The following is a 6,000-nucleotide window of genomic DNA, read 5'->3' as shown; positions in this document are numbered from 1 at the left end:
AGATCAACCACTTGCCACCGATTCCTCGATCGCGTCCAGAACGTTTCGTCCTAGGTGAGCCGCCCATTCTACATCGCTTTTCGTGACCGTCAACACCTGCGAGGAAGAAAATTTTCATCGTGGTTTGCTGAAGGACCTTCGCGAAAGGGCGTTTCGTCGAAGGGGCAAGAATCATAGCGCCGCGGCGATCTTCTGTGAAGAGGGCGCGAGGATTTATTTGCCATGAAGACACGCACAACCGCGGCGCTACACTTCCCGACCATCTATCCACACGTGATGAGTGCTCATGATGAAACGATGGCTCGTGCTGATGCTCTTCCTGCTGGCCGGCGGCACCGGTGCTGCGCCGGTGAACGCCGCGGCGCCTGCCGTGGAACTGCATGGACACCGCTTCTCTGTGGAATTCGCCACTGACGACGCCAGTCGCGAACACGGCTTGATGATGCGCACCACGCTGGCGCCCGATCACGGCATGCTGTTCGTCTTTCCTTACCAGGCCCCGCAGGGGTTCTGGATGAAGAACACGCTGATCCCGCTCGACATCCTGTATTTCGATACGGATCGTCGCCTGGTATCGACGCAGTCGAATGTGCCGCCATGCAAGGCCGATCCCTGCCCGATCTATCCCAGCAATGCGCCCGCGCGTTACGTGCTGGAGCTGTCCGCTGGCACGGCGAATCGCGTAGGCGTGCGGGTGGGCGATGAACTGAAGATCGACGGCGACGTCGGAACGGTGCGCTGAGCGAACGGGCCGGATTTGTCCAGCAGCCCGACGCGATAAGGAATCAGATCCTCAGGACGCAGGTTTTCCAATGCGTCCCAGTCGTCTTCGAACGGAATGAACTGTTGCATGGGATGCTCCTTGTATAGCGTGGCACTTGATCGTGCACAGGAACATCAGAGCAGACGGCCCGGTCATTACGGTGACGGGATCGGGCCATTTGCGGGCAGGAATCGGCCTTCAGTCGATTTCGATCATCTCGAAATCGTCTTTGGTGGTACCGCAGTCCGGACAAGTCCAGGTTTCGGGCACATCCTCCCAGCGCGTTCCGGCGGCGATCCCTTCATCGGGCACGCCAATGGCTTCGTCATAGATATAGCCGCACACGACGCACATCCATTTGCGCAAGGCTGCGGGGGTTTCGGTGGAACTCTGGCTCATGGTCGGACTTCTTCGGATCGCTGTGGAGTGGCACATTCTCGCAACTCGCCCGGCAATGCGAAAGCATTGCAGCATCACCTGCCACTCCGATCCATGCATGTGAGGTCATGATTTGAATACGCTCGCCACATGGCCAGGCCGCGGCCTGTATGCCGTTACCGATGGACCGCGCACGGATTTGCTGGAGGCCGTCGCGCAGGCCCTGGCCGGCGGCGCGCGGCTACTGCAGTACCGCGACGAAAGTGGCGATGCGCCGCGCCGCCATGCCGAAGCGACGGCACTCCTGCAGTTGTGCCGCACTCATGGCGTGCCTTTGATCATCGACGGGGATGTCGCTCTGGCGCGGGCCGTGGGTGCGCATGGTGTGCATCTGAGCGGGATCGAAGATGACATCGGCACCGTCCGTGCCGAGCTCGGCGAGCACGCGATCATCGGTGTGTCGTGTCGCGGTTCATTGCCATGCGCTCAGGTGGCTGCCCGTGCCGGGGCAAGCTACATTTCGTTCGGCACGTTTTTTCTCTCGCCCACCAAGCCGCTGGCGCCTCGCGTTTCAATCGATCTGCTGAGGCAAAGCGCCGCGCTCGGTGTACCACGTGTAGCGATCGGCGGCATCACGCCGGACAATGGCGCATCGCTGGTCGAAGCCGGCGCGGAATATCTGGCCGCGATCTCCGCCGTATTCCGTGCCACCGATGTACGCGCCGCCGCGCAACGCTTTACCGACATGTACTCCTCCGATCAAGAACATCCCCATTGAGAACACCCCCATTGAGAGCCGCACGATGACCAACCACGAACTCTTCCAGCGTGCCCAGCAACTGATGCCCGGCGGTGTGAATTCGCCGGTGCGCGCGTTCAAATCGGTCGGCGGCGAACCGTTCTTCACGGCACGCGCCGACAGGGCCTATCTGTGGGATGTCGAAGGTACGCGTTACATCGACTACGTCGGCTCATGGGGACCGATGATCGTCGGCCACAACCACCCGGCGGTGCGCGAGGCGGTGGAGCGTGCGGTCAAGCAGGGGTTGTCGTTCGGCACGCCTTGCCCGGCCGAAGTCACTATGGCAGAGACGATCATCCGGCTGATTCCGTCGATCGAGATGGTGCGCATGGTCAACTCCGGCACCGAGGCGACGATGTCGGCGATCCGACTCGCCCGCGGCGCCACCGGACGCAGCAAGATCGTGAAGTTCGAAGGTTGCTACCACGGCCACGGCGACAGTTTCCTGGTGAAAGCCGGCTCGGGCGCACTGACTTTCGGCGTGCCGACCTCGCCGGGCGTGCCGAAAGCGAATGCCGATCTCACGCTGACCCTGCCGTACAACGATATCGACGCGGCGAAGGCCTTGTTCGCCGAGCAAGGTCATGACATCGCGGGGCTGATCATCGAGCCGGTTGCCGGCAACATGAATTGCATCCTGCCCGTGGACGGTTATCTGCAGAGCCTGCGCGAATTGTGCACGCAGTCCGGCGCGCTGTTGATCTTCGACGAGGTGATGACCGGCTTCCGCGTCGCGCTCGGCGGTGCGCAGGCGCATTACGGCGTGACGCCGGACCTGACCACGTTCGGCAAGATCATCGGCGGCGGCATGCCGGTGGGCGCTTACGGCGGCCGCCGCGACCTGATGGAGCAGATCGCACCGAGCGGCCCGATCTATCAGGCCGGCACACTGAGCGGCAACCCGGTGGCGATGGCGGCGGGTCTGGCCATGCTGGAACTGATCCAGGCTCCCGGCTTTCACGATCAGCTCGCTGCACGCACGCGCCTGCTGGCCGATGGCTTGCAGTCAGTGGCCGACGGCGAGGGTGTGGCGTTCAGTACCAATCGCGTCGGCGGCATGTTCGGCTTGTTCTTCAGCGCCGAAAAAGTGCAGACCTATGCGCAGGCCACCGCGGCGGACACCGCGCTGTTCAACCGTTTCTTCCACGGCATGCTGAAGCGTGGCGTGTATCTGGCGCCATCCGCGTTCGAGGCCGGCTTCATGTCCAGCGCGCACAGCGAGCAGGACATTGCCGACACGCTGGAAGCCGCGCGCGGCGCCTTGCGCGACGCGAAAGGCTGATTCACCACTGACCGGTATTGGGCATCGTGGCCCACGGCTCACGCGGTGGCAGATGCCCGTCCTGCAACAGCTCGATCGAGATCAGATCGGGCGAGCGCACGAACGCCATGTGGCCGTCACGTGGCGGGCGATGGATGACGCAACCCATCGCCTGCAGCCGGGCACAGGTCGCGTAGATGTCTTCCACGCGAAACGCCAGATGGCCGAAGTTGCGCGCCGAACCGTAGTCCTCTTGCGAACCCCAGTTCCAGGTCAGCTCTATCTCGGCTTCTGGGCTGTCCGGTGCGGACAGGAACACGAGCGTGTACTTGCCTTCGGGGACTTCTGTCCGGCGCACTTCACGCAATCCAAGACCTTCGCAATAGAAGCGCAGCGAAGCATCCAGGTCATGCACGCGGACCATGCTGTGCAGATATCTCATCGTGGTCGCTCCAATCGGAATATTTCCCGGTTTATTTTGTGGTGAACGCCTGCAATGCGGCGTGCAGACGCGCAAGCCCGTCGGTCAGCTCTTCATCGGTGATGTTCAGCGGCGGCACCAGCCGCAACACGTCGGGGCCGGCCTGCAGCAGCAGCAGTCCATGAGCCGCCGCGATATCGAGCACCTCGCCGGCACGGCCCTTGTACGCATCGGCCAGCACCGCACCGATCATCAGGCCGCGGCCGCGCACATCGGTGAACAGGCCGAACTCCGTACCCAGCCGCATCAGTCCCGCCCGCAGTGCCGCCGATTGGCGATCCACATTCGCCAGCAACTCCGGCGAACCCAGCTTGCGCAAGGCTACCCGTGCCACCGCCGCCGCCATCGGATTGCCGCCGAATGTGGTGCCGTGCGCGCCGTATTGCATCACTTCGGCCACTTTCGGCCCAGCCAGCATCGCGCCGATCGGAAAGCCGCAACCGAGCGCCTTGGCCAGGGTCACGATATCCGGCGTCACCTCATCCTGTGTGTGCGCGAACAGCGTGCCGGTGCGCCCCATGCCGCACTGGATCTCGTCCAGCACCAGCAGCGCGTCGTATTGATCGCACAGCTCGCGGACGCGCCTCAGGAAACCAGGTGCGGCGGGCAGCACGCCGCCTTCGCCCTGCACCGGCTCCAGCATCACCGCGGCAATGTCGCCGGCAGCGAAGGCCAGCTCCAGTGCCTCCGCATCGTTGAAGTCGAGGTAGCGGAAGCCGGCCGGCAGTGGCTCGTAGCCTTCCTGGTACTTCGGCTGCGCAGTGGCGGTGACCGTCGCCAAGGTGCGGCCGTGGAACGAACCCTTGAACGTAATGATGGTGCGTTGTTCCGGCGCACGACCTTTCGATGCCGCCCACTTGCGCACCAGCTTGATCGCCGCCTCGTTGGCCTCGGCGCCGGAATTGCACAGGAATACGCGCTGGGCAAAGCTCGTGGCGCGTACCAGTTCCTCCGCCAACCGCAGCGGCGGCTCGGTATAGAACACATTGCTGGCATGCCACAGCTTGTGTGCCTGCGCGGTCAGTGCCTCGAGCAGATCCGGATCCTGATGGCCTAGCGCGTTAACCGCGATGCCGGCGCCGAAATCCACATAGTCGCGGCCCTGCGTATCCCATACATGCGCGCCCTTGCCGTGATCGAGCACGAGCTCGCGCGGCCGATAGACGGGTAGCCAGTAACACTTTCCCAGCTCCATCAAGGATGCGCTGGACGGCGATGGTTCGTGCATGTCTTGCTCCGGGCCTCGCCGACAGGCGACACCAGCGAGGTGATCCAAGGTGGGGATTCGGGCCGCCCTCGACACATGGCCGGGGCGACGCACACCACGCATCGTAAAACCTGGAAGCGTGATTTGCACGGCCGAAGTGCCCGTTTTCACGCATGGATGCAAGCGGGCAACCGGCTTCTTGGCCGGATTCATCGCATTCCTGCCCGCTGCCCTGCGCTTCGCCGTCGACGGGAAAATTCAGTCCAGAAAAAGATCCGGCAACAACGGCATACCCGGCTGCACGGCGTAGTTGTCGAAGTCGACCATTCCCGCCTCGCGCAGGATGGTCTCGTCGATCGCGAAATGACCGGTATAGTCGCGCGCCGGCCGGCTCAGGATGACGTGCGCGGCATCGGCGACGATCTCCGGCTTGCGGCAATGCTCGGCCTTCACGCCATCGATCATGCCGATCGCGGCAGTGGCGATCACCGTACGCGGCCACAATGCATTCACTGCAATGCCCAACGGCGCGAACTCCGCGCTCATGCCAAGCACGCACAGGCTCATGCCGTATTTGGCGATGGTGTAGGCGGTGTGCGGCGCAAACCACTTCGGGTCGAGGTTCGGCGGCGGCGACAGCATCAGCACATGCGGATTCGCCGCCTGCTTCAGATACGGCAGGCAACTCTGGGTTACCAGGAACGTGCCGCGCGTATTGACCTGATGCATCAGGTCGTAGCGCTTCATCGGTGTATCCGCCGTACCCGCCAGCCAGATCGCGCTGGCGTTGTTGACCACGATGTCGATGCCGCCGAAACGCTCGGCCGCCTGCGCCGCGGCAGCGCGCACCTGCGGTTCTTCGCGAATATCCACCTGCAGCGCCAGCGCCTTGCCGCCGGCTTCTTCAACGGCCGCCGCTGCGGTATGGATGGTGCCGGGCAATTTCGGATTCGGCACGCCGCTCTTGGCCGCAATCACGATGTTGGCGCCGTCACGGGCCGCACGCAGCGCGATCGCCAGGCCGATGCCGCGCGAGGCGCCGGTGATGAACAAGGTCTTGCCGGCGAGGTTGCCCATGCGCATCGATTCCATCGCAAAAACGTCAGTC

At 63.5% G+C, this 6,000-nt stretch carries 7 protein-coding genes; 3 read left to right on the top strand and 4 right to left on the bottom strand.

What is annotated here, in order from left to right:
• Positions 1–310 precede the first annotated feature (310 nt).
• A complete protein-coding gene (locus BUA26_RS17890; RefSeq protein WP_072762266.1) occupies positions 311–742 on the top strand; it encodes a DUF192 domain-containing protein in 432 nt (143 codons plus the stop codon).
• A gap of 219 nt (positions 743–961) precedes the next feature.
• Here BUA26_RS17890 and BUA26_RS17885 read toward each other — a convergent pair whose 3' ends face one another.
• Positions 962–1,162, bottom strand: coding sequence for a rubredoxin (locus BUA26_RS17885; protein WP_072762234.1), 201 nt, complete (start codon positions 1,160–1,162; stop codon positions 962–964).
• Positions 1,163–1,274: 112 nt separating this feature from the next.
• Between BUA26_RS17885 and thiE the strand changes: the two genes are divergently transcribed.
• Both thiE and hemL read left to right on the top strand, forming a co-directional pair.
• The gene (thiE, locus tag BUA26_RS17880; RefSeq protein WP_072762233.1) at positions 1,275–1,919 is read left to right on the top strand and encodes a thiamine phosphate synthase; all 645 of its coding nucleotides are present in this window, start codon (positions 1,275–1,277) and stop codon (positions 1,917–1,919) included.
• A 25-nt stretch (positions 1,920–1,944) separates the two neighbouring features.
• Positions 1,945–3,225, top strand: coding sequence for a glutamate-1-semialdehyde 2,1-aminomutase (gene hemL, locus BUA26_RS17875; protein WP_072762232.1), 1,281 nt, complete (start codon positions 1,945–1,947; stop codon positions 3,223–3,225).
• Between the two features lies 1 nt (position 3,226).
• Here hemL and BUA26_RS17870 read toward each other — a convergent pair whose 3' ends face one another.
• The 3 genes from BUA26_RS17870 to BUA26_RS17860 all read right to left on the bottom strand — a co-directional run bounded on the left by BUA26_RS17870 (position 3,227) and on the right by BUA26_RS17860 (position 5,969).
• Positions 3,227–3,646 (bottom strand): VOC family protein, encoded by a 420-nt coding sequence (locus BUA26_RS17870; protein ID WP_072762231.1) that lies wholly within the window; start codon positions 3,644–3,646, stop codon positions 3,227–3,229.
• A 31-nt stretch (positions 3,647–3,677) separates the two neighbouring features.
• The gene (locus BUA26_RS17865; RefSeq protein WP_072762230.1) at positions 3,678–4,913 is read right to left on the bottom strand and encodes an acetylornithine transaminase; all 1,236 of its coding nucleotides are present in this window, start codon (positions 4,911–4,913) and stop codon (positions 3,678–3,680) included.
• Positions 4,914–5,150: 237 nt separating this feature from the next.
• Positions 5,151–5,969 (bottom strand): SDR family oxidoreductase, encoded by an 819-nt coding sequence (locus BUA26_RS17860; protein ID WP_072762265.1) that lies wholly within the window; start codon positions 5,967–5,969, stop codon positions 5,151–5,153.
• Positions 5,970–6,000 lie beyond the last annotated feature (31 nt).

Origin of the sequence: Rhodanobacter sp. OK091, from assembly GCF_900142825.1 — a bacterium.
Classification (GTDB): Bacteria; Pseudomonadota; Gammaproteobacteria; order Xanthomonadales; family Rhodanobacteraceae; genus Rhodanobacter.
Note: the sequence above shows the minus strand (reverse complement) of the source record. Positions and strands in the feature narration are given on the sequence as shown.

Excerpts from the sequence above, each read along its gene's own strand:
- BUA26_RS17890 (WP_072762266.1), top strand. The coding sequence starts at position 311 with ATGCTCTTCCTGCTGGCCGGCGGCACCGGTGCTGCGCCGGTGAACGCC.
- BUA26_RS17885 (WP_072762234.1), bottom strand. The coding sequence starts at position 1,162 with ATGAGCCAGAGTTCCACCGAAACCCCCGCAGCCTTGCGCAAATGGATG.
- hemL (WP_072762232.1), top strand. The coding sequence starts at position 1,945 with ATGACCAACCACGAACTCTTCCAGCGTGCCCAGCAACTGATGCCCGGC.
- BUA26_RS17870 (WP_072762231.1), bottom strand. The coding sequence starts at position 3,646 with ATGAGATATCTGCACAGCATGGTCCGCGTGCATGACCTGGATGCTTCG.
- BUA26_RS17865 (WP_072762230.1), bottom strand. The coding sequence starts at position 4,913 with ATGCACGAACCATCGCCGTCCAGCGCATCCTTGATGGAGCTGGGAAAG.
- BUA26_RS17860 (WP_072762265.1), bottom strand. The coding sequence starts at position 5,969 with ATGGGCAACCTCGCCGGCAAGACCTTGTTCATCACCGGCGCCTCGCGC.